General features: G+C 66.3%; 25 protein-coding genes and 1 pseudogene. 14 read left to right on the forward strand and 12 right to left on the reverse strand.

All coding sequences use genetic code 11. The features are described from left to right. Positions 1 to 57: 57 nt before the first annotated feature. The 3 genes from rssA to VNM24_13340 all read left to right on the forward strand — a co-directional run bounded on the left by rssA (position 58) and on the right by VNM24_13340 (position 2,655). Positions 58 to 966: a patatin-like phospholipase RssA gene (gene rssA, locus VNM24_13330; GenBank protein HWQ39563.1), complete on the forward strand. Its 909-nt coding sequence runs from the start codon at positions 58 to 60 to the stop codon at positions 964 to 966. 54 nt (positions 967 to 1,020) lie between these two features. Further along, positions 1,021 to 1,983, forward strand: a complete 963-nt coding sequence (locus VNM24_13335; GenBank protein HWQ39564.1) for a hypothetical protein — start codon at positions 1,021 to 1,023, stop codon at positions 1,981 to 1,983. A 228-nt stretch (positions 1,984 to 2,211) separates the two neighbouring features. After that, positions 2,212 to 2,655, forward strand: coding sequence for a PaaI family thioesterase (locus VNM24_13340; GenBank protein HWQ39565.1), 444 nt, complete (start codon positions 2,212 to 2,214; stop codon positions 2,653 to 2,655). Positions 2,656 to 2,675: 20 nt separating this feature from the next. Here the strand turns inward: VNM24_13340 and VNM24_13345 are convergent, their stop codons facing one another. Beyond that, positions 2,676 to 3,632 (reverse strand): threonine/serine dehydratase, encoded by a 957-nt coding sequence (locus tag VNM24_13345; GenBank protein ID HWQ39566.1) that lies wholly within the window; start codon positions 3,630 to 3,632, stop codon positions 2,676 to 2,678. 112 nt (positions 3,633 to 3,744) lie between these two features. On the opposite strand from VNM24_13345, the gene trxC reads away from it, so the two are divergent. Then, positions 3,745 to 4,179: a thioredoxin TrxC gene (gene trxC, locus VNM24_13350; protein ID HWQ39567.1), complete on the forward strand. Its 435-nt coding sequence runs from the start codon at positions 3,745 to 3,747 to the stop codon at positions 4,177 to 4,179. A gap of 51 nt (positions 4,180 to 4,230) precedes the next feature. On the opposite strand, the gene VNM24_13355 is transcribed toward trxC, so the two are convergent. Continuing rightward, positions 4,231 to 5,661 (reverse strand): aldehyde dehydrogenase family protein, encoded by a 1,431-nt coding sequence (locus VNM24_13355; protein HWQ39568.1) that lies wholly within the window; start codon positions 5,659 to 5,661, stop codon positions 4,231 to 4,233. Positions 5,662 to 5,737: 76 nt separating this feature from the next. Continuing rightward, on the reverse strand, positions 5,738 to 6,418 hold the full coding sequence (locus tag VNM24_13360) for an OmpA family protein (protein HWQ39569.1): 681 nt from the start codon (positions 6,416 to 6,418) through the stop codon (positions 5,738 to 5,740). 150 nt (positions 6,419 to 6,568) lie between these two features. Here VNM24_13360 and VNM24_13365 point away from each other — a divergent pair, with 150 nt between their 5' ends. Beyond that, positions 6,569 to 8,002: a di-heme oxidoredictase family protein gene (locus VNM24_13365; GenBank protein HWQ39570.1), complete on the forward strand. Its 1,434-nt coding sequence runs from the start codon at positions 6,569 to 6,571 to the stop codon at positions 8,000 to 8,002. Positions 8,003 to 8,108: 106 nt separating this feature from the next. Here VNM24_13365 and lpoB read toward each other — a convergent pair whose 3' ends face one another. From lpoB to VNM24_13395, 6 genes are all read right to left on the reverse strand, one after another. After that, complete coding sequence (lpoB, locus tag VNM24_13370) at positions 8,109 to 8,681, reverse strand: penicillin-binding protein activator LpoB (protein ID HWQ39571.1); 573 nt, start codon at positions 8,679 to 8,681, stop codon at positions 8,109 to 8,111. Between the two features lie 11 nt (positions 8,682 to 8,692). Continuing rightward, positions 8,693 to 9,097 (reverse strand): YcfL family protein, encoded by a 405-nt coding sequence (locus tag VNM24_13375; GenBank protein HWQ39572.1) that lies wholly within the window; start codon positions 9,095 to 9,097, stop codon positions 8,693 to 8,695. Between the two features lie 22 nt (positions 9,098 to 9,119). After that, complete coding sequence (locus VNM24_13380) at positions 9,120 to 10,505, reverse strand: hypothetical protein (GenBank protein HWQ39573.1); 1,386 nt, start codon at positions 10,503 to 10,505, stop codon at positions 9,120 to 9,122. A gap of 97 nt (positions 10,506 to 10,602) precedes the next feature. Next, positions 10,603 to 11,556: a cyclase family protein gene (locus VNM24_13385; protein ID HWQ39574.1), complete on the reverse strand. Its 954-nt coding sequence runs from the start codon at positions 11,554 to 11,556 to the stop codon at positions 10,603 to 10,605. Between the two features lie 44 nt (positions 11,557 to 11,600). Next, positions 11,601 to 12,854, reverse strand: coding sequence for an MFS transporter (locus VNM24_13390; GenBank protein HWQ39575.1), 1,254 nt, complete (start codon positions 12,852 to 12,854; stop codon positions 11,601 to 11,603). Beyond that, positions 12,851 to 13,252, reverse strand: a complete 402-nt coding sequence (locus VNM24_13395) for a phage holin family protein (GenBank protein HWQ39576.1) — start codon at positions 13,250 to 13,252, stop codon at positions 12,851 to 12,853. Before VNM24_13395 ends, VNM24_13390 begins: the two co-directional genes overlap by 4 nt. 140 nt (positions 13,253 to 13,392) lie before the next feature. On the opposite strand from VNM24_13395, the gene VNM24_13400 reads away from it, so the two are divergent. Together VNM24_13400 and VNM24_13405 are read left to right on the forward strand one after the other, a co-directional pair. Further along, a complete protein-coding gene (locus VNM24_13400) occupies positions 13,393 to 14,280 on the forward strand; it encodes a DMT family transporter (GenBank protein HWQ39577.1) in 888 nt (295 codons plus the stop codon). A gap of 110 nt (positions 14,281 to 14,390) precedes the next feature. Then, on the forward strand, positions 14,391 to 15,014 hold the full coding sequence (locus tag VNM24_13405) for a lytic transglycosylase domain-containing protein (protein HWQ39578.1): 624 nt from the start codon (positions 14,391 to 14,393) through the stop codon (positions 15,012 to 15,014). 300 nt (positions 15,015 to 15,314) lie between these two features. On the opposite strand, the gene VNM24_13410 is transcribed toward VNM24_13405, so the two are convergent. Further along, complete coding sequence (locus tag VNM24_13410; GenBank protein ID HWQ39579.1) at positions 15,315 to 16,121, reverse strand: hypothetical protein; 807 nt, start codon at positions 16,119 to 16,121, stop codon at positions 15,315 to 15,317. A gap of 345 nt (positions 16,122 to 16,466) precedes the next feature. Here VNM24_13410 and VNM24_13415 point away from each other — a divergent pair, with 345 nt between their 5' ends. From VNM24_13415 to VNM24_13425, 3 genes and pseudogenes are all read left to right on the forward strand, one after another. Further along, positions 16,467 to 17,885, forward strand: a complete 1,419-nt coding sequence (locus tag VNM24_13415; GenBank protein HWQ39580.1) for an alkaline phosphatase PhoX — start codon at positions 16,467 to 16,469, stop codon at positions 17,883 to 17,885. A gap of 329 nt (positions 17,886 to 18,214) precedes the next feature. Next, positions 18,215 to 18,406 carry a hypothetical protein gene (locus VNM24_13420; protein ID HWQ39581.1) on the forward strand — a complete coding sequence of 64 codons (192 nt, stop codon included), beginning with the start codon at positions 18,215 to 18,217 and terminating at the stop codon, positions 18,404 to 18,406. A gap of 76 nt (positions 18,407 to 18,482) precedes the next feature. Next, positions 18,483 to 18,563, forward strand: a pseudogene (locus VNM24_13425) (30S ribosomal protein THX). Between the two features lie 99 nt (positions 18,564 to 18,662). Here VNM24_13425 and VNM24_13430 read toward each other — a convergent pair. Then, positions 18,663 to 19,562, reverse strand: a complete 900-nt coding sequence (locus tag VNM24_13430) for a dihydrodipicolinate synthase family protein (protein HWQ39582.1) — start codon at positions 19,560 to 19,562, stop codon at positions 18,663 to 18,665. Positions 19,563 to 19,635: 73 nt separating this feature from the next. Between VNM24_13430 and VNM24_13435 the strand changes: the two genes are divergently transcribed. Then, on the forward strand, positions 19,636 to 20,358 hold the full coding sequence (locus VNM24_13435) for an RraA family protein (protein ID HWQ39583.1): 723 nt from the start codon (positions 19,636 to 19,638) through the stop codon (positions 20,356 to 20,358). 118 nt (positions 20,359 to 20,476) lie between these two features. Then, on the forward strand, positions 20,477 to 20,692 hold the full coding sequence (locus tag VNM24_13440) for a DUF465 domain-containing protein (protein ID HWQ39584.1): 216 nt from the start codon (positions 20,477 to 20,479) through the stop codon (positions 20,690 to 20,692). Between the two features lie 6 nt (positions 20,693 to 20,698). Here the strand turns inward: VNM24_13440 and VNM24_13445 are convergent, their stop codons facing one another. Continuing rightward, positions 20,699 to 20,989, reverse strand: a complete 291-nt coding sequence (locus VNM24_13445) for a hypothetical protein (protein HWQ39585.1) — start codon at positions 20,987 to 20,989, stop codon at positions 20,699 to 20,701. A gap of 130 nt (positions 20,990 to 21,119) precedes the next feature. Here VNM24_13445 and VNM24_13450 point away from each other — a divergent pair, with 130 nt between their 5' ends. Continuing rightward, positions 21,120 to 21,491 carry a hypothetical protein gene (locus tag VNM24_13450; GenBank protein HWQ39586.1) on the forward strand — a complete coding sequence of 124 codons (372 nt, stop codon included), beginning with the start codon at positions 21,120 to 21,122 and terminating at the stop codon, positions 21,489 to 21,491. 45 nt (positions 21,492 to 21,536) lie between these two features. Beyond that, a complete protein-coding gene (locus tag VNM24_13455; GenBank protein ID HWQ39587.1) occupies positions 21,537 to 22,334 on the forward strand; it encodes a hypothetical protein in 798 nt (265 codons plus the stop codon). Positions 22,335 to 22,341 lie beyond the last annotated feature (7 nt).

The raw sequence follows: 22,341 nt of genomic DNA on the forward strand, positions 1-22,341 counted from the left end.
CACCCGTACAATTTTGTGCACTGCGTGCCTCGCGCTCAACGACATCAGCAACGCTCGATGAAACACTCCGGTGGACCCAGAGTTGGCCTCGCGCTCGGGAGCGGGTCGGCGCGCGGCTGGGCGCACATCGGCGTGGTGCGGGTGCTCGAGGAAGCGGGCATCGCACCTGACGTGGTGTGCGGTACGTCGATCGGTGCGCTGGTAGGCGCGGCTTATGCAGCGGGTGAACTGCAACGGCTCGAGCGCTGGGCGTGCAGCCTGAACTGGAAAGGCGTGATGGGATTTCTGGACTTTTCGATCGACGGCGGGCTCATCAAGGGCGCGAAACTGATCGAATTCTTTCGCACCCATTTCAAGGACCGGGACATCGCTGCGCTGCCGCGCACCTACGGTGCGGTGGCAACCGAGATCGAATCGGGTCGCGAAGTGTGGCTGACGCAAGGTTCGCTGCTCGATTCGGTGCGCGCATCGATTTCGCTTCCCGGGCTCTTCACTCCGGCCGAGCGCGACGGTCGGCTCCTGGTGGACGGCGGACTGGTCAATCCGGTGCCAGTCTCGCTCGCCCGCGCGCTGGGCGCCGACATCGTGATCGCCGTGGACCTCAATGCCGACCTTGTGGCGCGCCGGCGCAGGCGCCTGGTGCCGGCGCCCGAATCCGCCCGGAAGCGGCCCGCCCGTATGCTGGAGCGCATTCAGGCCGGGATCGCCTCGACCCTGACATCCGGCGAGCAAGATGACGGGCCCTCGTTGCTCGATGTGCTCACCGCCAGCATCAACATCATGCAGGTGCGCATCACGCGCAGCCGGCTGGCCGGGGAGCCGGCAGACGTGCTGATCGCGCCGCGGCTTGCTCACCTTGCGCTGCTCGATTTCCACCGCGCCCGGGAGGCCATCGAAGAGGGCCATCGCGCCGCCACCACTGCGCTGCCGCAACTGCAGTCGCTGATCGGCGACATTTCCGCCTGATACGACCGCGCACCCGCATGCTATTCTGCGTCGGGTGTTTGCGCTCGCGCAGTCATGCTTTCGCTCCTGCTGCAAACCATCGAGAATTCCTTCGGCCCTGCGCTCGCCACGGCCGCCTCGCTCGCATTCTGGGCCGGCATGGCGATGGTGCTCTACATGATCGCCGCGCCGATCGCCCGCGTGGCGATCGACGCCGCCGCGGCGAACATCGGACTGGCCCGCCACTGGGTCATGCAATGCCCCACCTGCAAGCGCACGGTCGTGGTCTCCGGCGCGGAGTGCGACAACTGCGGCAAACCGCTCGGCATCCCGCTCGCCGTGCGCGTGCGCAATTTCTTCAGTCCGGAGATCGACGCGAACTGGTGGCGCTTGCTCAGATGGGCGTGGACGCTTGCCGGCGTCGCGGCGTTCGCCGTGGTCACGGTGATTGCGCTGGCGCGCACCGGCACCTGGAAGCCGCAGAGCAACGTCGAAGAACTTCTGGTCGGCCTGGCGCTGATCGCGTGGGCCGGATTCGCCTGGCTTGCCGCGCGGGTGGTCGGCATCAACACCGGCGGACCACTGTCCCGGTTGCGCGACGCGGTCTTCGGGCTTGCGATGGCCGCGGCGCTGTCCCTGCTCTTCATGTTGGCCGGCGCGGCGCGGTCCGTCCCGGAGACATTGCTGGCACGCATCACGGTGCAGGGACAAGTCGCCCAGGTCAATGGGCAGCAGATCCCTTTGGTTGGCCATCAATTCGGTTTCGAATACCTGCAGCTCGAACATCCCCTGGCCGGTTACCAGCAAGTGATCCCGCTGGCGGTGACCGGCTCGCACAGCGTCCCGCTGCTGCAGGAGGGGTGGAAGCGCAAGGTCGCCGAGCACTTCTGGTCTCACGCCAATGGCTATACCGCGCGCGGCCTGAACGTGCGTCGGCGCACCGAGCAGTTCCTCGCCTCGGAGTCCGGCGTCTACGACGTGGTGCTGCGCGGTCGCGAGATCGCGATCCAACCTTACATCGTGCCCGGCGACGGCTAGCCCCGTGGGGCGGCCGCGCCTCGTGCCCGGGGGGCGACACCGCACCTCTGGACGTTGCGCATTGGACCATCCCGAAGCGGGACCCGGGCCGGGCCGTTGCGGCATCGGGTTACGCATCTGGCGGGCTTGTTGCATGGGCTGAGGACGCCGCATCCGCGGCCGGGGGGACCGGAACCAATTCCGGCCAGCGCAATCCACTGTCATGTTGGCACTCACGAAAGGATCCAGATGAGCATCGTCGCGGGAGACCCGGGCCAGATTCAGCGCGTCAACGACCTCGTGCTCGGGCATCCCTTCCATCGGTTCTCGGGCTTGACGCTCAGGCGGCAGGAGCCGGGAACGGCCACCACCAGCTTTCCGGTCGAGAGCAACGTGCTCAGCATGAGCGACACGCTGCACGCGGGCGTGCTCTACGGGCTGATGGATGCGACGAGCTTTCTGGCGCTGGTGACGGTACTCAAGCCCGAAGAGCTCGCCGTCACGCACGATCTTCACGTGTCCCTGATGCGGCCGGTGTGGCGCGGCGAGGAGATCGAGCTGCGCGCCGAGGTCATTCGCAGGAGCGTGAACCTCGCCTTCATCCGCTGCGACGCCTGGCGCGTCTCCGGCGGCGGACGGCAGCTGGTCGCGACCGCGACCGTGACCAAATCCCTGACACTGTCCAAGGCCTGAAGCGGGCGGCTCGGCCGCGATCAGGCGTTCAGCGCCTCTTTAAGGTGGGGAAGGCTGGTATTGCCTCCGCTGCAGACGATGGCGACCTTGCGGCCTTTTAGCATGGCGCGCTGCCGGTAAACCGCGGCCAGAACCGCGCCGGCGGCCGATTCCGCCAGCGTGTGGCAGCGCTCCAGCCACCACACCATCCCCTGCCGGATTTCCTCTTCGGAGACGAGCAGGAACTCGTCGAGGTGACGGCTCAGGATCTCTAAGGTCATTTCCGCCGCCTCGCCGGTCGCGAGCCCTTCGGCGAAGGTCTGGTTCGGTCGCACTTCGACCCGGCCGCTGCGCCATGAATCGTGCACGGCCGGTGAGGCCGCCGCCTGGACCGCGACCACCCGGATCTCGCGGCTGACCGCCTTCGCGGCCAGGCAAGCACCCGAAGCGCCGCTGCCCAAGCCCACGGGGACAAAGATCGTGTCGACGTCCGGCTGCTCCTCCAGAATCTCCAGCGCCTCGGTCGCCACCCCGGCGATGAGCAGCGGTTCATTGGCCGAGTGGATGAAGCGGTAACCCTTGTCGCGGGCGAGCCGTTGCGCGTATCGGACCGCATCCTCGAAGCGCTCGCCGTGCTCCATGACCTCGGCGCCCATGCCTCGGATTGCAGCGAGCTTGCCCGGATTGGCAGCGTGCGGCACACAAATGTACGCCTTCACGCCGAACAGCCGCGCGGCGAATGCGATCGATTGCCCGTGATTGCCGGTACTGGCGGTGACCACTCCGCAGCGCCGTTCCTCCTCGGACAGCGAAGAAACCAGATTCACCCCGCCGCGCACCTTGAACGCGCCCACGGGCTGATAGTTCTCGTGCTTGACCCAGACCTCGGTGCCGATGAGCGCATCGAGCGGCGCATAGCGATACAGGGGCGTGGGCTTGAGGTGGACGCGGATGCGCCTGCGGGCGGCGAGCACGTCCCTGAACGTCGGCAGTTGCATGGTCCTTTCTCCCCAGGCGCGTTGAGCGGGTGACGCGGTGTATAGCCTGCCACAGGGGGTTGCATTACGGCTCTTGCGCCTCCATTTGTCGATAAACACCGGAGAACCGCCGATGGACTTCCAGCATCACGTCCCCTGCCCGCATTGCGACACCCTGAACCGCGTACCCGCCGCGAGGCTGGGCGACGGGCCCAAGTGCGGCAAATGTAAACAGCCATTGTTCGCGGGCGCACCGTTCGTGCTCAGCGACGCCAACTTCGCGGCGCAGGTCGAGCGCGCGAGCCTGCCGTTGCTGGTGGACTTCTGGGCGCCGTGGTGCGGACCGTGCCGGATGATGGCGCCACACTTCGAGCGTGCTGCGGGTCAGCTCGAGCCCGGCGTGCGGCTGGCCAAGCTCAATACCGACGAAAACCCGCAGACTGCGGCGCGCTTGCGCATTCGCAGCATCCCGACATTGATCCTGTTTCGCGACGGCCGCGAGATCGCTCGCCAGGCCGGTGCGCTCGACGCGCGCCGGCTGGTCGAGTGGGTGCGCAGCCATCTCTGAAAACGAAAACGCCGGAGAGCCTCCGGCGTTTCCGCCGCCGCGGCGCCGGCGCTATCCGTGCTTGAAGACGATGGTCTTGGTGGCGGAGAACTCCCACAGCGCCTGGAAGCCTTTCTCGCGTCCGTGGCCGCTTTTCTTCACGCCGCCGAAGGGCAGCTCGATGCCCCCGCCGGCACCGTAGCCGTTGACGAACACCTGCCCGCAGCGCATCGCCTTGGCCACCCGCATCTGGCGCGCGCCATCGCGCGTCCACACACCCGCGACGAGGCCGTAGTCGGTGGCGTTGGCCAGCCGGATGGCGTCGGCTTCGTCTTCGAACGGGATGACCGACAGCACCGGTCCGAACACTTCCTCGCAGGCCAGCGTGTTCCCCCGCGGCACCGGGCCGAACAGCACCGGCGCCACGTAGTAGCCGCCCGCCGGCACCCCGCTCGCGATGCTGCCCTGCGCCAGCACGGTGATACCGTCCTGGCTGGCCCGCTGGATGAAGCCTTCGACACGCTGTTTCTGCCCCGCAGAGATCAGCGCTCCGCAGTCCAGGTCCATCGCGTGGCTGCCGACCCTGAGTTGGGCGAAGCGCGCGGCGATCGGCGACACGAAGGCGTCGTAGACCGAGCGCTGGACGAGCACGCGCGAGCCGGCGGAGCAGGTCTGGCCGCCATTCTGCACGATGGCGTTGACGACCACGGGACAGACCGCTTCGATGTCGGCATCCTCGAACAGGATCTGCGGCGACTTGCCGCCGAGTTCCAGCACGCAGCCGATGTGATTCCTGGCCGCCGCCTGCTGCACCAGCGTGCCCACCTCGGGCGAACCGGTGAACGACAGGAAATTGATGCCGGAATGTGCCGAAAGCGCCGCACCGGCTTCTTCTCCCAAGCCAGTGACGACGTTGACCGTGCCGTCCGGAAAGCCGGCCTCCATCGCGAGCTCCGCGAGACGCAGCGGCGTCATGCACGCTTCCTCGGCCGGCTTCAGCACGACGGCATTGCCCATCGCCAGGGCCGGCGCAAGGCTCCGGCCGAACATCTGCGCCGGATAGTTCCAAGGGATGATATGGCCGGTAACGCCATGGGGCTCGCGCAGCACCGTGACCAGATAACCCTCGAGGAACGGGATCGTCTCGCCGTGCACCTTGTCGGCTGCCGCGCCGTAATACTCGAAGTAGCGGGCCGCGGCGCTGATGTCGGCACGCGCCTGCTTCATCGGCTTACCGGTGTCGCGCGCCTCCAGTTCAGCGAGTTCGTCGAAGTGGTCGAGGATCTTCCGGGAAAGCTTCGCGAGCAGCCGGCCCCGCTCCAGCGCCGGCATGCGTCCCCACGGTCCCTCGTCGAAGGCCCGCCGTGCCGCCCTGACCGCGGCGTCCACGTCCGCGGCGGCGCCGCGCGCGATCCGAGCAAAGACATTCCCGTCGCTCGGGCAGATCACGTCGAGCGTTCGCCCGTCTGCGGCGGGGCGCCACTGGCCGTCGATCAGATTCATGCGCGCCGAAACCGTGGCCGGGGCGCGCGCTGTACCCGCAAGACTCATCGCTCCCTCCGCAGGTGCACCGCTTCGCTCATGTCTGTTTCAACGGCATGAGGGTCAGTTCGACGCGCCGATTCAGGGCGCGCCCCTCCTGGGTGTCGTTGCTCGCCACCGGACGCGTCTCGCCGGCCCCGATGACAATCATGCGCTCCTGTTTGATGCCGCGTCCGACCAGATACTGCGCCACGGTGTTCGCGCGCCGTTCCGAGAGCGTCTGGTTGGTCTGCTCGCTGCCCACGCTGTCGGTATGCCCAGCCACTTCCACGATGGTTTTCTCGTACTTCTTCAGCACCAACGCGACGCTGTCCAGCACCTTGAAGAACCTGGAATCCAGATCCGCGCTGCCGGTCCTGAACGTGATGTTGCTGGGCATGTTGAGCGTGATGTTTTCGCCGTTGCGCGTCACGCTCACGCCGGTGCCCTGCAGCTCCTTGCGCAGCTCCGCCTCCTGTTTGTCCATGTAAGCGCCGACAGCGCCTCCGGCCAGCGCACCCACGCCTGCGCCGAGCAGCGCGCGCCGGCGCCGCTCGCGCGCGTCATCGCCGCTGATCGCGCCGATGACCGCGCCCGCCGCCGCTCCGATGCCGGCGCCCTTCGCGGTGTTGCTGACCTTCTGCTCGCCGGTGTAGGGATCGACGGTCTGGCAGCCGGCGGCCAGCAGCATGCCGGACAACGCGGCCCCGGCGACCTTGATTCCCATCGAGTGCTTCATGAAGGCTCTCCTGTGAACGTTTCCCGTCTGCGCCCGCGAAGATCCGCAGGCCGGCAATCGGGCGTCATTCTATCAAGCGGCCGCGCGGCGCCGCGCCCGCCGCGCAGCGGTGCAATAATCGCGGCGAAATACCGCCCCTGGATACGCGATATGCACGCAAGACTCCTGCTGCTCCTTGCCTGCCTGCCGGCCGCGGCGTTGTTTGCCCAGACCGGGTTTGCGCCGCAGGCGCTTTCCGCCGGCGCATTTACCGTGGAAGACGCCGGCAGCGGCGCTTATTCGCACGCCTCGCCGCTGCTGACGGCCGAGCAGCGCGAACTCTTCGCGCTGGGCCGGCGCATGTTTCACAACAAGTGGGCGTTCTACTGGTTCGAGAACGCGGAATGGGGACGCGGCCCTACCTCCAACGCCCAGGCCTGCGCGAGCTGCCACGCGCACAACGGGCGCGGGCTGGCGCCTGGAGATGTCGGGCAGGCAGGCAGTGCTCCGGGCGAACCGGAAGCGCCGCGCGACAGCCACATCGCGGTAGAAGCGGAACCCACCGTTCAGCTCGTCGTGAGACTCAGCCTGCCTGGTGAGGATCCGCATGGCGGGCCGCGGCCGCACCCGGACTATGGCGACCAGTTGCAGAACGTCGGGGTCCGCGGAGTCGTTCCGGCGGAGGCCGAAATCGCGATCGACTGGGTCGAAAAGACCGTGGCCTTCCGGGACGGCGAAATCGTGCGCCTGCGCCAGCCGCGTCTGCGCTTGAGCCGGTTGGCATTCGGCCCACTGGGCGATGAAACGCTGCTCTCGCTCAGGCTCGCGCCGCCGCTGATTGGCCTCGGCTTGCTGGAAGCAGTGCCCGAGGAGGACATTGAAAGGCTGGCAGCGCGCACGCCGGCCGACGGGATTCGCGGCCGCGCGAACCGGGTATGGGACGCGAGCCGCCAGAAGACCGTACTCGGCCGCTTCGGTCTCAAGGCCAACCACGGCAGTGTGCGCGAACAGGTGGCCGCCGCGTTCCTCAACGATCTGGGCTTGAGCAACCCGGTCTATCCGGACCAGAACTGCCCGCCGGTGCAGAAAGCCTGCCGCGAGCAGATGGTGGCAGGCAAACCGGAGATCACGGCGCTGCGCCTGGCGGCGACCGAACTGTACGTGCGCGCGCTGCTGGTCCCGGCGCGGCGCAACGTCGACGATCCTCGGGTACGGCGAGGCGAACAGCTCTTCGAGCAAGCGCGTTGCGCGGTGTGCCACGTGCCGGAGCTGAAGACCGGCGCAGCCACCGGGCTGCCGCAGCTCGCGCACCAGACCATTCGTCCCTACACCGATCTGCTGCTACACGACATGGGCGAAGGACTGGCCGACGGTCGGCCGGACTATCTGGCCTCGGGGCGCGAGTGGCGCACTGCGCCGCTCTGGGGTATCGGCCTGTCGAAGACCGTGAACGGCGCGGGCGCCTTCCTGCACGACGGCCGCGCTCGAGATTTCACCGAGGCCATCCTGTGGCACGGCGGTGAGGCAGAAGTCTCGCGCGAGGCCTACCGCGCCATGCCGAAGCAGGAGCGCGAAGCGCTGACTGCGTTCCTCGCATCGCTCTGAAGCAATGCAGGATCAGGTGCCCGGCTTCGGGAGGGAGGACTCGGGCGGGCGGTCCCGGCGTTTTCTGTCACGCTTCTCGCCTCTTTCCTGACGCCTCAGGCCTTCTTCAGCTCTCGGTCTTCCTGATTTCCTTCTCGTCGGCCCATTCGAGCAGGCCGTTCTGGACGTTCCACAGCTGCAGCGTGAACTTGTAGTAGACATCCTTGACCTTCTTGGTCTCCTTGACGATGGAGACGATGCTGCCGCCAAGCCGGTAGCCGGCCCCGACCATCTTTCCGATCTCTGCGGCCTGCTCCTTCTGGTAGTACTCGCTCTGCTGGCGCTGCAGTTCGGCGATCTGCCGCTGCATGTCGGCCTCGTCGACCGCGAAGCGCACCTTTCCGCTCTTGGAGAGCTGCGCGCGAATCGAATCGGTGATGGCGCGCGTGTCGATGTACTCGCTGGTCTTGTTCTTCACCTCCTGCACGGTGATGATCGGCTGGTTGCCGTTGGCGATCACCGGCGCCTGAAGCATCGAGCGGGCCATCGACTCGGCGATCTGCTGCAGATCGGTCGAACCGAATTCCACCGTCACGGTTTCCACCGCGCCCGCATCGCCGTAGCGCACCTGCTTGCTGCAGCCGGCCACGGCGATCGTGGCCAGCGCGACGGTGGCGAGCGCCCTGAAGATCGTGTTCATCGTTGCCTCCGCTATTCCTTGATCAAGAGCCTGAAGTCCTGCGCGTTGACGCCGGGCGCGACGGTACGGATCGTGCGTCGCTCGTCCGGATAGAGGATCAACGGCTTCCAGGCTTCCTCCGGTGCGACACTCATGCCGTCGGGCTCGAACCAGAGGAAGCGGTATTCCAGCGACTGATTGCGCGATTTTTCGTTCTCCAGGTCGACGTCCACCCGCAGGATGCCTTCGTTCACCACGCAGCGCATCTGGACGATGCCCACGTCGGGATCGCCCAGGAACTGCACCTTCTCCTTGACCAGCCTCGCGGTCGAGCCAGATTCCTTGAAGCCGGGGCAGGACTCCGAGGGCAGCGGCGGGCCCTTGGCCCTGCATCCGCCGAGCAGCGCCAGCGCGACCAGCAGTACGGCGATTCTCATGGCGATCTCCTTGCCGTTGGGGTCATCTTAGCCCAAGGCCCATTGCGCTTGCGCGTGCCTTCGGCTGCCGTCCTGAAGGCGCAGCGGGCGACACCAGATAGACCTGCGAGCCGAGCATCCGGATACACGCCAACGCGTAACGCCCCTGAACGTTGACCGGGAACTCGTGGCGCCCGGCCCCCGTATCCACCGTCAGGAGGTGATCGCCCGGAGTCACGCTCGTGCGCGCCACGGAGATCGTGGCAGGCAATGTGCGCCAGCCGCGCTCGTCCGCCTGCTCGGTCAGCACTGCCCCGATCATGACCAGCGCACCCGCAAGCCCGCTGTCGTCGCGTTTCAAGGCCTGGCGCTGCAGCGCGACCTTGCCGGTGGCACGCACGAAAGCGCGCAACAGGATCCAGGGCATGTCGTCGTGCAACTGACGGCGCGACATCAGGTCGATGCTGGTGATCACCGGAGGTTCGCCCAGGTCGCGTCCGTCCACGGTGAGCGCGCGCACGGAGGTCGCGGCGTCCCCCGGACGGATCACCGGCACGGACACCGGCGCGAGCGCGACGCCGTACTCGGTGAAGACCGGCAGGTTGAAATTCGCCGAGTCGCGGGCAGGCGCGCTCCCGCTCTCCACGACAATCAGCAGCTCCGCAAGGTCGGATCGGTGATCCAGCACGCGCGCGTCCAGTCCTTCGAGGGATCTCTCCAGCAGCGCGATCCCCGGTCGCAACTCGATCGCCTGACGATAACCGGCCGCCGCGAGGCTGGGCTCGCCCAGCGCCTCGTAGATGAAGCCAGCGAGGTAGTGACTGAAGGCGCTCTGGTAGCTGTTCTTCAGCGCGAGCACCTCGGGGTTGTCGATCGTCTCGACCGGATAGCCGTCCAGCTCCTTGAAGCTCGGGCGCGCGCCGTGCTTCCTGGCCTGCTCTTCGGCCTCCAGTACCTGCCTGGCACGCAGACTGGCGATCACGGCCTCGCGCTCATGCGCGCGCTTGACCGCCACGCGCGCCTTGTCCCACTCTCCCAGCGCCAGGTGATTGAGCGCCATGCGCGCGCTGAGCATCACTTTCTCGAAGTCCGCGCCTTCGTACGGCCGCAAGCGGTCGTTCACCAGGATCGAGCCCAGATCGCGCAGCAGCCGCTCGGGATGGGCGCGGGCCGTGTCTTCCCACATCTGCACGCGCTGTTCCGCCATGAGCCAGGCGGTCTGGCTGTCTGCGAAGCGATGTGCCAGCCGCAACAGCTCGCCCTTTTCCAGGTAGTACAGAAGATCCTTTCGCGCGCGCCGGTTGTAGCCGTCGTAGACCGCCATCGCCTGGTCGATGGCACCGTGCCCGGCCAGATCCAGCGTGCGGGTCAGCTCGACATCGTAGCTGCGCAATGTGGCGCAAGCCGAAAGAAGGGCGGCCAGCAGCAACGCCGGAGCCCAGGGCTTCCGGCGTTGTTCGGCAAGATCAATCGGGGGCGGTGTTTCCGTCACAGGGCGCGGGAACGACGCCCGACCCCGCCGCCGGTCAGCGGATCGCGACCGGCGCCACCGTCGAACCCGTGCCGCCCTTGACCTTGAGCGGCTGCACGACGAAGGCGAACTCGTACGCCTTTTTCGCCGCCAGCTCGTCGAGCTTGACGTTCTCGAGCAGAAAGATGCCGTTGACGACCAGGGCGATCTGATGCACCGGCAACGAGAGTTGCTTGTCCGGGTTGGGCGCGACCTCCACTCCGAAGGTGTCCGCGCCGATCAGCATGACGTCCTGCTTCGCCAGCCACTCCGCGGCCGGCACCCCGATGCCGGGCGTATTGCTGTTGTACTTGGCGTTGTCCACGCCCCAGAGCTTGCCCCAGCCGGTGTGGATCAGCACCGCGTCGCCTGGTTGCAGGCTCACACCCTGGCGTTTCAGCGCGGCCTGCAGGTCGTCGGGCATGATCTCGTAGCCCGAAGCCAGCATGTCCGTGCTTTTGAGCGCTGCCACATCGATCAGCACGCCGCGCGTGAAGAGCATGCCGATCTTGTCCACGCCCAGCCTGGTGAAGCCGTTGCGCGTGGCGATCTCGTCGCTCTTGAAGCAGTTGTAGAGCAGCCCGTCGATGCCCTGGTGGGAGAACATGTCGAGCTGGGTACCGACCTGGCCGATCTCGCTGATCACCAGCTCTTCGTTGGTGATGCGCTTGTTCGTGCCCATCGGCCCGCCGGTGCGCTTGGTGTGCAGGTCGAAGCGCCGCGTGCCGAAGAAAGGCATGTCCATCGACAGCACGCGTCCCAGCTCGATCACTTCGCCGCTGCGGATGAGCCGCGCCGCGCGCATCACGGTCTCGGGCTTCATGTGGTTGGCCGCACCGCGCTCGTCCGCCGCGCCCCATTTCGACGGGCAGCGCTCGCCTGGGGCAGGCGGGGTCCAGCTCTGCGCAGCGACGGACGCGGCTGCGAGCAGCATGGTACCTGCAAGGATCGCTTCAAATCGGGTCCTCATCTCTTTCCTCCGTCATCGTTCTTTTGTACGCCGGCGCGTCTAGCTTAGCGCAATTCGGCACGCTCACCGGTGGCGGGCCGCGCGCGCAGCATCCAGGCGAACGCGAACAGTTCGAGCACGAAGAAAAAGCCGAACGCGGCGCTGTATCCGTCCGCCAGATATCCGCCGGAGGGCGCGGGCCAGAGATCCACGATCGCGCCGAACAGCCACTGCGTCGCGAACGCGGTCAGGAAGACCAGAAGATTGAGCGCCGTGTTGGCACGGCCGGTCAGCGCCATCGGAAAGCTTTGCGACACGATCGTAAAAGCGAGGCTGCCGGAAGTACCGAAGAAGCCGAATGCGCCCCACAGCAGCAGCGGGCTCGCGGTCGCGCCGAGCACGAGCGGCAGCTGCACGGCGAGAAACACGCCGGTCGCCGCGACGAATACGGTGAAGGGCGCAACTCCGCGGCGGGCGAGCCGCGCTGCGCACGCGCCCCAGAACAGAAACCCGCACATCGTGGCGCCGCCCAGCGCCAGGAGATGCTTCGCGATCTCGCTGCGGTCCAGCCGCGCGACGTCCGCGAGCCACGGTCCCGCCCAAAGCCCCTGGATCGCCATGTTGAGCGCCTGAAACAGCGTCGAGGCTAGCGCGATGCGCCAGAAGGTCGCCGAACGGAAGACCATCACCACACCCGCCATCTGCTGTGCCAGCGTCTCGGTCGCGCGTCCGGAAGCGCGCTCCGGTACCACAAAGAAGATTGCGCCCGACACAACCATGCACGCGGCGCCCAGTGCGATGAACACGCCGCGCCAGTCGATCACGGCGAGCACCGCTTCCACCGGCGCGGTCGACGCCACCGCGCCGAGTCCGCCCGCGAAGAAGACCCAGCCGCTCCTGGCAGGCAGTTGTCCGATCGGAAACCAGAGCGTGAACGCCTTGATGCTCGACATCAGGCAGCCGCAGACGCCCAGGCCAATCAGCGCGCGGGCACCGAACAGAACGGCCGGACTGCCGGCCGCGCCGAACAGCATGGCTCCGGTACCCGCGATGAGCAACAGCGCGGCGTTGGTGCGGCGCGGTCCGAAGCGGTCGAGCAGCATCCCGAGGGGAATCTGGAACGCGCCAAAGGCGAGAAAGTACGCCGCGGTGAGCAGTCCGAGCTGCGTGGCGGAGAGAGAGAATTCGGCCACCAGCTCCGGCGCGATCACCGCATTGACGCTGCGGAACAGATAGGACAGGAAATAGCCCGCCGAAAACGGCAGCACGATCGCCGCGGGCGGGGCCGCGGCGCGCGCTTCGGTGCCGCGCAGGCTCACCGGGTGCGGCGCGCAACGCTCCCGTCGAAGCCGAGCGCCCGATTGATCAGCAACGACAGAATGGAAACGAACAGCGCGATCAGCGCACCGGACCAGAATCCCGCGACCTGGAAACCCGGAACAGCCCACGCCACCAGCAGGAGCATGAGCGCGTTGGCCACCAGAATGAACAGGCCGAAGGTCACCACCGTGAGCGGCAGGGTGAGAATCAGCACGATCGGCTTGATGAAGGCGTTCGCCATGCCCAACAGCAGGCCCGAGACGAAGAGCGCTTGTGCGTCGTCGAACGCGATGCCCTGGAACACCGCGTCCGCCACCCACAGCGAAAGCGTGTTCACGCCCCAGAACAGCAGGAAGCTCACGACCGGGTGATAGCGCATGGCGCGCAATCGTAGCATGCGCCCGGTGCTACACTGCGCGCCTTTGCCGAGGACAGAGGACGAATTCGCGAGGACGCTCGACAGAAGACCCAAGACTGCGAACTCGCTTGTCATCTGTCACTTGTCGCCTGTCGCCGATCGTTCGCCACTCGCCTTTCATGACCACGCTTCCCCGCTCGCTGTGGGCGCTGCTTGCGCTGCTGACACTGGCCTGGGGCCTGAACTGGCCGATGATGAAGCTGGCGCTCGCGGAACTGCCGGTGTGGACGTTTCGCGGCGCGTGCGTGGCGGCTGGCAGCATCGGCCTGTTCGCCATCGCCCGCACGGGCGGGCTGCCGCTTCGCATCGCGCGGCACCAGCGCTGGCGCGTTGCAGTGACGGCTTTTTTCAACATCACGCTGTGGAACGTGCTGATCGGCTATGGGCTCACACTGCTGCCCTCGGGCCGCGCGGCCATCCTCGCCTACACCATGCCTCTGTGGACCGTGCTGTTGTCGATCTGCGCGCTGAACGAGCCGCTCACCACGCGGCGCATCGCCGGGCTCGCGCTGGGTCTGGCCGGGCTCGCCTTGCTTCTGGGCACCGAGCTCGCGGTGCTGCGCGCGGCACCGGTGGGCGCTTTGCTGGTCCTCGGGGCCGCGGTGTCGTGGGCCATCGGCACGGTGCTCATGAAGCGCTATCCCACCGATCTGCCGACCACCGCCTTCGTCGCTTGGCAACTGGCCATCGGGGGGTTGCCCATCGTGCTCGGGGCGCTTGTGCTCGACTGGGGAGCGTGGCGCCCGATCAGCGTGGGCCCCACCATCGGGCTGCTCTACAACATGTTCGTGGCCTTCATCTTCTGCCACTGGGCGTGGTTCAAGATCGCGACCAGCGCGCCGGCCGGCGTGGCTTCGCTGTCCACCATGATGATTCCGGTCGTGGGTGTCTTCAGCGGCATGCTCGTGCTGGGTGAGCAACCGAAGTGGCCGGAGTTCGCGGCGCTTGGTCTGGTGTTGCTGGCGCTCGCCACCGTACTGGTCCCGCAGAGAATCTTTTCGCGCTAGGAGGTCTCGGGATCCGGGTCGCGACTCTCCAACGCCGGGCGGGCGAAAAGCCCTGCAAAAACAGGCCTGAAATTTGCGTCGGGCGGGGTCGTAAGGGAGAAACCGCCGTCATGACCTTGACTTACCGCATCCGCCTGACGCTGTGCGCCGGCCTCGCCGCATTCCTGTCAAGTCCTGCCTCGGCCGACATCTACCGTTACGTGGACCAGGACGGACACGTGCACTACACCAATGTGCCGCCCGACAGCCGCTTCAAGCTGTACATGAAAATCGTCTCCGATCCCGATCCGATGCGCGAGACGCTGGCGTCCGAAGTGCGCCACTACGGGCCGCAGCAGCGCAGCCGCTATGACAAGCACATCCGCGCCGCCGCCAAGGCCAACCGCCTCGACCCGGCGCTGCTGCACGCGGTGATCTCCGCCGAATCAGGCTACAACCCCTTCGCCCGATCGCGCAAGGGCGCGACCGGGCTCATGCAGCTCATGCCCGACACGGCGCGCCGCTACGGCGTGAAGAACCTGCTCGACCCGGTGCAGAACATCCATGCCGGGGCACGCTACCTGCGCGACCTGATGGATCTGTTCAACAGCGACCTGCAGCTCGTGCTCGCCGCGTACAACGCCGGCGAGAACGCCGTGCTGCGCGCGGGCATGAAGATCCCGCCCTACTCGGAGACGATGACCTATGTCCCGCGGGTCATCACCTATTATCGCCAGTACCGGACGCGCTCCTGACCCTGCGGGCGATCACCCCCGGAATTGCCGAAAGCGTAGGCAGGCGCCGGCCGGAGCTTGGTCTTCGATGCCTCACCTGCAACGTCAGAGGACACTGATGGCGGTCGGGGAGTAACCCACAAGCAGGAGAAGCAAGCCACTTCGTCCAACGCCCCGCCTTGCACGGGCGCTGTGCTTTCTGGCGACCGGTTCTAGCCATTTGCCCGGGCGACCCCCGCCAAGCCTTTCGATGACGACGCGCTGCCTGGCGTGGGCTACGGTGCAGCAAAGTCCGTTTGCTTGCCGAACCGGCTTGCGCCATCAGCTCGAATACTTCTCCAGCAGCGCGGCGGCGATTTTGTCGAGTTGCGTCCAGAGTTCGGACTTGATCAGCACCCAGCGCACGGGGCCAACGGAGAAGCACTCGGAAAACTTTCTGGCGACGCGCTCGAAGTCCTCGCGCCGATCCAGATCGTAGTACATCTCCAGCAGTCGCAGGTGCGGATACGCGGAATAGTGCGGGCATCGCAGGATGGCCTGCTCGAACAGCGCGATCGCGCTTTGCAGGCGCCGGATGCCGAGCATGTCTTCGGCATCTTCGAGTATTTCTTCCATGCCGGCGTTCAGTACCGGGTCCGGACTCGGATGGGTCTTGCGCTCGCTGAAACCCTTCGACGGGTAGAGCTTTCCGATCGGCGAGGTGCGGAAGTGCCGGCTGCCGTCGGTCGCGAACCACGACTTGTACACGGAGGGTCGTGGTCTGGCCTTCGCCCGAACTTCGACACGCGACGGACTTTCGCCACCGTCCGGCTGCGGGTAGAAGTCCTTGAAGCGTTCGCGGTACAAGTGGTAGTACGGATCCCACACGTTGGAACTCGTGTCCGGATACACGAATTCGTGCAACTGCTTGAGCGAAATCAGTTCCCTGATTACCTCGGGCGAGAAACCCTGGCGATCGATCCGGCTGGGCAGGATGAGTTCGTCCAGATACCGGACGGCTGCCGGCGACCCCCAGACTTCGTTGATTTTCAAAAGGATGCGCACGTACTGCCTGGCCAGCTGCTCCGGAAACGCCATCTTCTTGCTCATGCAGTCGCTGGCAATGCGGTCGAACGGGGTGTCTTTCATCTCGCCATCCTGGTCAGGAATGTTCGATGCGGTGAGCAGGCCACGGTGCGGTTTCGAGGCTGAGGGGGCAAGGGCTTCGTTCCCGAACCGGCTTGGACGCCATGTCCAAGTCCCATTTCAGGTCGACACCGAACCGTCCAAGGACCGAGCAAGAGGCAGTCCAGTTCAAGGCGCCATCGCGCAAGCCAGTGGGTACTCCTGGGCTGGCGATCCGCGGCCCACCGGACCCATTTCACGGACATCGCCCAGCTCACAGAGGCAGGGGAGACCGGTCATCCGGACGTTGCATCGCGCTTGTCATACACTCCCGCCAACCGCACACACAAGCATTCGTCCAGCTGCAGAATGGACCGTCGCGATTTTCTGAAGCACGCATCCGCAACCATTGGGGGCATCCTTAGCGCGAAGAGCATAGCCACGCTCACGGCTCACCGGGCCTGGGCCCAGGAGCGGCCAAATCGCTCGCGGGCTTTCGGCAAGGGTTACGGGGAACTGAAACGCACGCCGGATCAGAACGGCGAATTCGTTCTGGCGCTGCCGGAAGGCTTCCAGTACGTCACGTTCGGCAAGACCGGCCAGAAAATGAGCGACGGCTTTTCCACCCCGTGCAATCACGACGGCATGACCTGCCTTGCGCGGGACAGGCATGTGGTCCGGCTGATCCGCAATCACGAGGTGCGCAATCCAGCGGGCGATTTCACCGCGGGTGTGACTGGCCCCGTCGCCACGCGCTACGACCCCAAGGGTATGGGCGGGTGCGTGAGCCTCGATTTCGACATCCGCCGCAAACGGCTCGTGCGCGACTTCATCAGCATCAACGGCACGATCGTGAACTGTTCCGGCGGCCTTGCCTACAAGGATGCCGGCTGGCTCACGTGCGAGGAAACGATCCACGGCCCCGAGCAGGGCTTCGACAAGCCGCATGGCTATGTCTTTCTGGTTTCGAGGGACGCCGAAATTCCATCGCTCGCACAGCCGATCGTCGCGATGGGGCGGTTTGCCCATGAGGGCGCGGTTGCGGACAATGCGAGCGGCACCGTCTACCAGACCGAGGACGCCGGAAACACCAGCGGCTTCTACCGCTATTTGCCGAACGATCCGGAAAACCTCTTGTCTGGCGGCGTTTTGCAGATGCTCAAGGTGCGCGGAATCAGCAACTACAACACACTCACCAACCAGGTCGTCGGAACGCCACTGCCCGCCGAATGGGTCACCATCGACAACCCAAATCCGGACCCGCTGACCCCGACGACGAGCTGTTTTGCCCAGGGCTTCGCCCAGGGCGCCGCACGCTTCAACCGCTTGGAGGGTGTGTTCCGCGGCGAGAACGGCAGCGTGTACTTTGTCTCCACCAGCGGCGGCAACGCCCAGCGTGGCCAGCTCTGGCATTACCTCCCAGGCTCAACCGACAGCGGCACCCTCGTGCTGGTGTACGAGTCGCCGGGGAGCCACGCGCTCGATTCGCCGGACAACCTGTGCGTGACCCCGCGCGGCGGCATCCTCTTCTGCGAGGACGATGCGAGCGGGGACAGCGACACGCATCCGCTGGCGCCGGGACACTACAACGTGGACCGCCTGATCGGACTGAATCGCGATGGCGAGCCGTTCGAGTTCGCGGTCAACATCTACAACACCAGCGAGTTCGCCGGTGCCTGCTTCAGCCCGGATGGTGCGATCCTGTTCGTCAACATCTTCGGCGAGGCTGTTCCCGGCAGCGGGATGACCTGTGCGATCTGGGGACCGTGGGAACGTGGCGCGCTCTGAGGGCACGTTGAGTCCCGGCCGCACCCCGCCAGTTCGATAAGCGGCCCCGCCAGAGCGCGGCTGTTTGCCTTCTTCGACTGCCCGCACAAAGGCTGGTTGTCGTCTGCTCCCGCGCAAGCCGGAGTGTCCTACAAGCCGCCGATCGGCCGCGGCTGTCGTCCGCCGGCGTCAAGTGGCGGCTTACACGTTACATTGCGTAACTGTCATCGTCGCGCGGTGGAAGCTCGCGTTGGGGGCGTGCTATAGAAGGCGCGAACATCGACAGTCGTTCGATGGCCTTCTTATCTGCCACCACGAACTGCGCAACGAATCGAGCCAGGAGCCCACGGATGGATGCGCGCGATCCACAACTGCCGAAGAAGCCCGAAGAGATCACCAATTGCGCCGACTACGTCGATGCGCTGCTCAGGCCCAAGCCCGGCCCCTACGTCGTGATGCGCGAGAAGATCAAGGGCCGCCGGCTTCGCGATCGCTATCGGGACGAGGTCACCATCACGCGGATCGTCGAGCCGCAGAGCTGAAGGCGCGGCCGCTGCTCCTCCGGTACAATTCGCGCGCGCGATGAAGCGCGTGAACCACACGGAGGACGGCAACACCATGGGCAGCGGAGACCGGCGTACGCGCCGCGGCAAGATCTGGGCTGGAACGCACGGCAAGACCCGTCCCAGAAAAAAGAAGAAGCAGACGACCACGGCGAAACCTGTCGCCAGACAGCCTGCGCGCTGAGGCATCCGACTCTCACGCCCGCGAACGGTTCGCGGGCGTTGCTTTTTCCGCTCAGGGCAGCGGGCCGAGCGCCCGCGCGTAGCGCTGCACGCACCGCAGGCCGAACTCGGTGGGTGCCTGCGCCGGCGCGCGATCGTGCACCGGGCCCAGTCCGAGGCGAGCGGCCGCCAGCCGCTTGCCGTAGCAGACCAGGTGTTCCACCGACTGCATCGCGAACACGATGGCCGGGAGAATCTCCCGGTACAACGCCTCCGCACGCGCCTCCTCGCCGGCGCGCATGAGGTCGAAAATCCGAGCCTGACGCTCCATGGTGTCGATTCCAGGCACCATGCCCGCGCATCCGGCGCGCAGATTGTCGGTGAGTTCCAGTCCCGCCCGCCCGTTGAAGACCGCGAGCCTGCCCCCGGTCTGCTCGATCAGCTCGCGGATCAGCAATGCCGGGCCTTCGCCTTTGAGCACGGTGAAGTGGGTGTGCGTACGCGCAAGGCGCGCGATCCCCGCGTGGCTCAGCCCGACGCCGATGTATTCGGGGGCGTTCTGCACCGCCACCGTCATGTCCAGACGCTCCATCACCTCGCTGAAGAAGGGCACGAGTTCGGCATCGCCCGCACCCGCGATGCGCGGCGGTTGCAGAATCACCCACGCCGCGCCCAGGGAATGCGCAAAGCGGGCGAAGGCGACCTGCTCCGCGACCGTCGCGCCGACCACGGTCACGGCGAGCGGCAGGCGGCCGGCCAGCTCCTCGGCCACCCACTCGACCAGCGTGCGCCGCTCGGACTCGGCGAGCTTGGCGACCTCGGTGGCCAGCCCCAGCGCTGCGACGCCATGCACGGCGCTCTTCACGCAGGCCTCGACCTGTCGGCGCATCGCGGCGCGGTCCAGACGGCCCTTCGCGTCGAAGAAGGCGTAGAGCATGGAATAGATCCCCGCAGGCTGCGTGATCGCCGGCATTTCATTCCTCCCTGCCGCTGCGTGTAACATCGTCGCGGCTCATCGTAGCAACAACAGCCGGAGGAGATCGCTCATGGTGCTTCGTCTGCTCTTGGCGGCCATCGCCGCCATCCTCGTTCAGCCCGCAATGGCGGCCCTGCCGCCGGAAGAAATCATCGCCGCGCTCAGACGGCCCGAGAACAGCACCGGCAACATTGCCGACGCGGTGGAAGAAGCCACCGGCGCGCGCGGCTGGATGAGCGCAGACATGAAGCCGATCATGGACGGCAAGATCGTGGGGCGCGCCTGGACCGCGTTGCTGCGCCCGGTGCTGAAGAGCGACGAGCGCAAGTACCCGAACTTCGCGCTGCAAGTCCTCGACGAGGCGCCGGCGGGCAGCGTGCTGGTGTACGTGCTGGAGGGCGGCCTCGAAATCGCGGGCATGGGCAACCTGATGGCCACCACCGCCAAGGTGCGCGGCCTGGAAGGCACGGTCATCGACGGCGCGGTGCGCGACGTCTCCGAGATCCGCCGCATCGGCCACCCGGTGTTCGCGCGGCGCATCAGCCCTGCCACCTCGGTCGGCCGCCTGGTCAGCGTCGCCAAGCAGGTGCCGGTCAAGTGCGCGGAGATCACGGTGCATCCGGGGGACTACATCGTGGGAGACCCGGACGGCGTCGTGGTCGTGCCGCAGGCGGCGGCGCAGCGCGTCGTGGAGTTGCTGCGGCAATACGACGAGAAGGAATCGAAGATGATCCCCATCATCCAGCGCGAAAAATCAATGCTCAAGGCGCTGGAAATCTACCAGCGCTACTGACCGGGATGAGGCGGGGCCGGACTCGGCCTATACTTAGGCTAGGCGCCGAGGGACGCTCCGGGCAGGTTTTGGATCGCAAGCCTGACGGTATTCCATAGACTGCAGGAGGCAGAACGCTATGGTCGAGCTCACCGAGGAAGAGGCAGCGCTGATTCGCCGCAAGATCGAGGCGCTCAAGGTGGAGCACCGCGACCTCGACGACGTGATCGCGCGTCTATCCCAGGACCCCACCCAGGACGAGCTGCAAATCCGGCGGCTCAAGCGCCGCAAGCTGCTGCTCAAGGACCAGATCGCCCTGCTCGAGCGACAACTGGTTCCCGATATTCCGGCCTGAGTCGGCCTAGCACGACACCGGGCAGGGAACCTTGTAATACTGCTCTGCGAGGTAGCTGGCAACCAGGTCAATGTCCGCGTCGCTCCAGTTCAGCATCACGTTGCCCTGCCAACGCGCGACCTGCGCCCGGATGCCCGGGTAGTCGTTGGCCACGCGTTCCTTGCGCGTGTAGACGCGGGTATCGTGGCACATCACGCAGTAGGTATCGTGCAGGGTACGGGCGCGCGCGCCGGCCGCCTGTGCTGTTCCGGCGGCTACGAACAGGGCAGCACCACAAAGTGCGAGCTTGCGGACCATGTCTGACCTCCTTATTCGGCCGGGGCACTGTAGCCGGACCGTGCCCGCCGGTGATTGACTTCGATCAACAACGCCCTGGAAACCCACTGGGTCGGTTCAGGGTCTACGCTTAAACCGTGGAGATTCTTTGATGCCGCGCCGTCTCCTGCTTGTCGCCGTGATGGCCGCCGCGCTGCTTGGTGCCGGCTGTGCCGGCCTGCAGCGCCGCCCGCCGCCAACCCTGGAAGAAATCGTCCAGATGAGCAAGGAGGGCATGCCGGCCGAGCAGATTATCCAGCGGTTGCGGGAGAGTCGTGCCGTGTACCGGGTGAGCGGCTCGCAGCTCGCCAGGCTGCACGACGAAGGCGTTCCGGAAGCGGTGCTCGACTACATTCAACAGGCTTACATCGACGACGTGCGGTGGCGCGAGCGCATGTACTATCACGATCACCTGTGGATGTACGGCTGCATCGGCTGCTACTACCGGCCGTGGGCTCCGCCCTACTTCATCATCCCGTACTGACCGCGCCGCGTTGACGGATCCGCGCGACGCAGGAGGCCAGACATCATGAGGATCACGCCAGAGAAAACGCCCGCATCGCTGCGCTGCCGGGCATCGCTCCCGATGGCCGCGGCATTGCTCCTTGCCACCGCACTGCAGGGCTGCGCCGTGTCCTCGCGCACGGTGACGCCGATCTCGCGAGTGGTCGAGATCAGCCGCGAGAGTGCTTCGCCGGAGCTTGCGCTCTCGCGCCTACGAGAAAGCAGGACGACCTACGCTCTGCGCGGCTCCGACTTCGCGAAGCTGGACCGGCTCGGTGTCCCCGCCGCGGTGCTCGATCACCTGCAGCAGTCCTTCGTGAACGACATCGATCTGCTGACTCGCTACTGGGTGCTGGGAGAATCGCTGGGTGGCTGCAGCGCCTGCTACCCGCAGCCGGTCAATCTCGCTGCTCTGGATGCCGGCAGCAACGGCATGGCAAGCGCCACGGACCTGGGCCGGTACTACAACTACGCGCGCCCGCCGGGGGTGCCGGATTGGGTTCCCGCCTCCCCCAACACTTTCAACGCACCGCGGCTCACGGTCGGCGAAGTGGCCGCGGCGGCCAGGCAGAACGTGCCCACCGAAGAGCTGGTAAGACGAGTGGAGAATTCCTACCTGGATGGCCTGATCGCCACCGGTGGTTTCAAGGGCGTGAGCACCCATCTAGAAGCCGGGCTCAAGGGCTCGGAACTGGCCGCGCTCGGGCGCGAAGGCGTGCCCGAGCCCGTGCTCGACGCGATCCAGGCGAAGTTCCTCGCGCAATGGATCGAGTTCGCGCGCATTCGCTATCAGAGCTGGGGCAAAGGCGGTCCGGAGCCGTGAATCCTCA

This window comes from Burkholderiales bacterium (assembly GCA_035560005.1).
Taxonomy (GTDB): domain Bacteria; phylum Pseudomonadota; class Gammaproteobacteria; order Burkholderiales; family Eutrophovitaceae; genus DASRFY01.

Excerpts from the sequence above, each read along its gene's own strand:
- rssA (HWQ39563.1), top strand. The coding sequence starts at position 58 with ATGAAACACTCCGGTGGACCCAGAGTTGGCCTCGCGCTCGGGAGCGGG.
- VNM24_13335 (HWQ39564.1), top strand. The coding sequence starts at position 1,021 with ATGCTTTCGCTCCTGCTGCAAACCATCGAGAATTCCTTCGGCCCTGCG.
- VNM24_13340 (HWQ39565.1), top strand. The coding sequence starts at position 2,212 with ATGAGCATCGTCGCGGGAGACCCGGGCCAGATTCAGCGCGTCAACGAC.
- VNM24_13345 (HWQ39566.1), bottom strand. The coding sequence starts at position 3,632 with ATGCAACTGCCGACGTTCAGGGACGTGCTCGCCGCCCGCAGGCGCATC.
- trxC (HWQ39567.1), top strand. The coding sequence starts at position 3,745 with ATGGACTTCCAGCATCACGTCCCCTGCCCGCATTGCGACACCCTGAAC.
- VNM24_13355 (HWQ39568.1), bottom strand. The coding sequence starts at position 5,661 with ATGAATCTGATCGACGGCCAGTGGCGCCCCGCCGCAGACGGGCGAACG.
- VNM24_13360 (HWQ39569.1), bottom strand. The coding sequence starts at position 6,418 with ATGAAGCACTCGATGGGAATCAAGGTCGCCGGGGCCGCGTTGTCCGGC.
- VNM24_13365 (HWQ39570.1), top strand. The coding sequence starts at position 6,569 with ATGCACGCAAGACTCCTGCTGCTCCTTGCCTGCCTGCCGGCCGCGGCG.
- lpoB (HWQ39571.1), bottom strand. The coding sequence starts at position 8,681 with ATGAACACGATCTTCAGGGCGCTCGCCACCGTCGCGCTGGCCACGATC.
- VNM24_13375 (HWQ39572.1), bottom strand. The coding sequence starts at position 9,097 with ATGAGAATCGCCGTACTGCTGGTCGCGCTGGCGCTGCTCGGCGGATGC.
- VNM24_13385 (HWQ39574.1), bottom strand. The coding sequence starts at position 11,556 with ATGAGGACCCGATTTGAAGCGATCCTTGCAGGTACCATGCTGCTCGCA.
- VNM24_13395 (HWQ39576.1), bottom strand. The coding sequence starts at position 13,252 with ATGCTACGATTGCGCGCCATGCGCTATCACCCGGTCGTGAGCTTCCTG.
- VNM24_13400 (HWQ39577.1), top strand. The coding sequence starts at position 13,393 with ATGACCACGCTTCCCCGCTCGCTGTGGGCGCTGCTTGCGCTGCTGACA.
- VNM24_13405 (HWQ39578.1), top strand. The coding sequence starts at position 14,391 with ATGACCTTGACTTACCGCATCCGCCTGACGCTGTGCGCCGGCCTCGCC.
- VNM24_13410 (HWQ39579.1), bottom strand. The coding sequence starts at position 16,121 with ATGAAAGACACCCCGTTCGACCGCATTGCCAGCGACTGCATGAGCAAG.
- VNM24_13415 (HWQ39580.1), top strand. The coding sequence starts at position 16,467 with ATGGACCGTCGCGATTTTCTGAAGCACGCATCCGCAACCATTGGGGGC.
- VNM24_13420 (HWQ39581.1), top strand. The coding sequence starts at position 18,215 with ATGGATGCGCGCGATCCACAACTGCCGAAGAAGCCCGAAGAGATCACC.
- VNM24_13430 (HWQ39582.1), bottom strand. The coding sequence starts at position 19,562 with ATGCCGGCGATCACGCAGCCTGCGGGGATCTATTCCATGCTCTACGCC.
- VNM24_13435 (HWQ39583.1), top strand. The coding sequence starts at position 19,636 with ATGGTGCTTCGTCTGCTCTTGGCGGCCATCGCCGCCATCCTCGTTCAG.
- VNM24_13440 (HWQ39584.1), top strand. The coding sequence starts at position 20,477 with ATGGTCGAGCTCACCGAGGAAGAGGCAGCGCTGATTCGCCGCAAGATC.
- VNM24_13445 (HWQ39585.1), bottom strand. The coding sequence starts at position 20,989 with ATGGTCCGCAAGCTCGCACTTTGTGGTGCTGCCCTGTTCGTAGCCGCC.
- VNM24_13450 (HWQ39586.1), top strand. The coding sequence starts at position 21,120 with ATGCCGCGCCGTCTCCTGCTTGTCGCCGTGATGGCCGCCGCGCTGCTT.
- VNM24_13455 (HWQ39587.1), top strand. The coding sequence starts at position 21,537 with ATGAGGATCACGCCAGAGAAAACGCCCGCATCGCTGCGCTGCCGGGCA.